We start from the raw sequence: 3,328 nt of genomic DNA on the forward strand, positions 1-3,328 counted from the left end.
GAGAACCCGAGACGGTCGGCAGCTTCCTTGAGGGTGATGAGCTTCATCGCGGATCAGCTCTGCTTAAATGACCTCTTATCCGCTCGAACAAGTAAGCCAAAGACGCTCCGTCATCCGTCACCACTACCCTTGCTCCAGCAGACCGCGCAGGTGTCACCGACGAACGCGGTCTCGATCTCACAGAGGGCACACAAACGTAACGGGAGTCCCTGCTCCTGACCCCAACGGTGAATGCCGGCCAACCCGTGCTCTTCATAGATCTCGACGGCCTCGTCGAGGAGTCGCCGCTCCTCGCTACCCATCTCACCCATCGCTCATCCCTCCCTGACCTTGACCTTTCCCGCTCTCTTGAATCGCTGGTTCTCCCGCTCCAGCCGTCGTGCCAGAGTTTCCATCGTTAGCTCGTTCATCGCTTCCTCCTTAGCCGTCCCTTTTCTCTCTAGCTTCCAGGTCACGGCTTAGCGCCGGTCGCCTTCTTTTCCTCGGCCAGCCTCTTTTTGACCCTCTCGTTGTGGTTGGGTGGGAGGTCTAACTGTTTGAGAAAGTCATCGCTGTAAAACGCCAGCTCCCAGTTCTCGGCGCGCTTGACATCAGAGGCGGTGAGGTTTGTGGCACTTTGCAGATTGACTCCCTTCAACTGGGCGCTGAGCAGGTCGGCGCCCTCGAGATTGGCCTCGGCTAGGTTGGCGCCCTCGAGGTTGGCGTCGAGGAGGAAGGCGTTCTCGAGGTTGGCCTCGTTGAGGCTGGCGCCCTCGAGGTTGGCCTCGAACAGGTAGGCCTGCCGGAGGTTGGCCCTGGCCAGGTCAGCCTTTTTCCCTTCTTTCCCCTCCGACTCCACCCACTTCCGATGTGCCTCAAGAATCTTTTGCAATTCCTCTTCGGGAATCTCTCGAAGAGGAGAGCGCTCGGATGCCTGACCTTGAGACTCGTCAACTTTTTCGTCCATTTCACCCATTTCTCCCGTTCCGCTGCTTGGACCTCTTATGAATGAATCCCATGCGGCAGCCTATCTCCCCCGTTTCCCTTCCATCTCCCTCCGCACCACCTTGATCTCCTCCAGCACCTCCTCGTTGGTCAGGAGTCCCTCCGCCGCCACCATAGGGAATCTCACGATAATTTCGCACTTGGTAATAGATCACTCCTTGGTCGTACAACCTGGAAAAAATAAAACGCCCTCGCAGGCCGTGCTCCGGCAGGCGTCTGAGTGAACGGGGTTCGTTAAGGCCACGTATTGGATTGGTTCACTTCACGGTCTGGGATCGCCGACTCTTCGATTGCGGCTGTATCCTCCTCAACTGGGATTGTCTCGTCGTCGATTAGGACTGTTTCTTCCTGAGCCATACCAGGTCTAATCCCTATTTCGTCCTGTGGGCTCTCGCCTGCAAGTAATTGGACCACCCCCTCGGCCAGCTCGTCGCAAGCACGCCATTCCGGGAACGAGGGAATATAGAAGGGAATGATGCAGATAATGCCGGCTGCCGACCTTCCGTTCGCCCCTGCCCGTACTTCTCCCGCGTCCCGAGCGTGCATCAAGTCCACGACGTTGGCGTGCATCGAGGTCCAGGTATCCCACCCTGCGATGAATATTGGCGGTGGGGGGTAGGTCCCTGGGTCCGGTCCAGCAAAGACCGTGTTACCCTTCCCCTCTTCGACGAACACGGTGATTAAATAGCGGAGCCCCAGGGGAGCGATCCGCGCTTGAAATCCGGGGTCACGCGCCATGTGCTCCCACGACAGAATGACGGGCAGACTATCTTCTTCGGTCAGATCAGGAAACGCGACCTCTAGAAACTTGTCTGGCGGGACGATTCGCACGGTGGGATAGTGTTCCTCAAGTATTTCTTCGATGCACTCGAGCACTTCTTCTGCCATGTCGGCTGAGTACTCCGCCGGGACATCCGCTGTCTCAGATATCTGGGATAGACTCTCTGTCTCGTAGGCGATGACGGTGATCGCGTCTTCTGTTGTCAGGGTAGTGGGGGCGAGCCGGCTCGTATGCATCCGGCCTGTGGTGCTGCAGCCAGCTATAAGGACAGCCAGAGAGAAGAGGCCAACCTTGAGCTTGCCACGGAGGTGGGGCTGGAGCTTGCACCCGAAAATAAAAACGCCCTCCGGGCTAGGCTCCGCCCGTGAAGGCGTCTGGAATTGCTGATACACCAACAATTGTGCCTGAGGTGGCCTGTGAACTATGCCTACCCCGGTTCCAATTGGATATTACCTCGAGGAGCTTACCGCCCCGCCATCGACCATCCACGCGACAACACGAGGGGTCGCCGAAATGCTGATATGATGGGGATCATGAGTTTCTAGGATGCACGTCATGATACTAAGGGTGTTTGCCCCAAGTCAAGCCAGCGCCGCGGAGACTTGGGGTGCTCCGGCGGTCTCGGATGGGTGATTATCGATGAAAAGGCGTGGAAATGGCTTCTATTCCAAGAAGGGAGTTGCTAGAGTTTCTTCTGTGGGGTGTGATTTAGGAAATTGGGAAAAGGAGGGAATTTAATGGGGGCTCCCCTAATGGGTCAGAGGCCCGCCCCCGGAGGCCCAAAGGAAAGGAGAGAGGCTATGGGAACTCGCCTTCCTTATCCCGAAGAAAAAGCAAAATGTGTGCCAAAACCGATTTTATCTTAACTTGTTGATTTTTAAAGACTTATACAGCGTTTAGAGGTCTTCAGGGCATTTGGGTATGGCAAAATGCCCTGGCGCTTTACGACAATTGTGCAGGTTTAGCGCCGGGTAACCGACAGTTCTCGAAAGCCGGCTCCCACCAGATGAGTATATTGGGTTTTAAATTGGCGAGATATTTGTGTACTGTATCCCGTATACCTATCCCTCCTAGGAGCCAATTGTGAGTATCCACTCCATCGCTACCGATCTGCAGGCTCTCATTCAGGGAGATGCGCGGTTCGACGAGGTGACCCGGGTTCTCTACAGCACCGGGGCCTGCATGTACCGGGTCAAGCCGCTCGGCGTGGTCTTTCCAAAGAGTCGGGAGGACGCGATCGCGGTCGTGCGCTACGCTGCCGATCGGGGCATTCCCGTAATCCCGCGGGGGGGCGGCTCTAGCCGGTGCGGTCAGGAGCTGGGCACAGGTGTTGTCTTGGATTTTACCCGGTACATGCACCGGATTATGGAGATCGATCCGGACAAAGGCTGGGTTCGGGTCGAGCCGGGCTGCACGCTGACAACTCTCACCAAGGCGCTCAAGCAGCACAACAAGTATTTCCCCCCCGACCCCTCGAGCGCCGATGTGTGTGCTCTTGGGGGGATGCTGGCCACTAACTCTAAAGGTGCGCATTCGGTCAAGTACGGGACGACCAGGGATTAC

Annotated in this window: 4 protein-coding genes; 1 reads left to right on the top strand and 3 read right to left on the bottom strand. The window is 56.8% G+C overall.

Annotated features, from left to right (window positions below):
* Positions 1 to 110 precede the first annotated feature (110 nt).
* The 3 genes from O6929_08245 to O6929_08255 all read right to left on the bottom strand — a co-directional run bounded on the left by O6929_08245 (position 111) and on the right by O6929_08255 (position 2,157).
* The gene (locus tag O6929_08245; GenBank protein MCZ6480376.1) at positions 111 to 311 is read right to left on the bottom strand and encodes a hypothetical protein; all 201 of its coding nucleotides are present in this window, start codon (positions 309 to 311) and stop codon (positions 111 to 113) included.
* A 140-nt stretch (positions 312 to 451) separates the two neighbouring features.
* Complete coding sequence (locus O6929_08250; GenBank protein MCZ6480377.1) at positions 452 to 946, bottom strand: pentapeptide repeat-containing protein; 495 nt, start codon at positions 944 to 946, stop codon at positions 452 to 454.
* Positions 947 to 1,218: 272 nt separating this feature from the next.
* On the bottom strand, positions 1,219 to 2,157 hold the full coding sequence (locus O6929_08255; protein MCZ6480378.1) for a hypothetical protein: 939 nt from the start codon (positions 2,155 to 2,157) through the stop codon (positions 1,219 to 1,221).
* A gap of 691 nt (positions 2,158 to 2,848) precedes the next feature.
* Here O6929_08255 and O6929_08260 point away from each other — a divergent pair.
* Positions 2,849 to 3,328 (top strand): FAD-binding oxidoreductase (locus O6929_08260; GenBank protein ID MCZ6480379.1); only part of this gene is annotated, 480 nt, incomplete at its 3' end.

The organism is Candidatus Methylomirabilota bacterium, from assembly GCA_027293415.1.
GTDB lineage: Bacteria > Methylomirabilota > Methylomirabilia > Methylomirabilales > CSP1-5 > CSP1-5.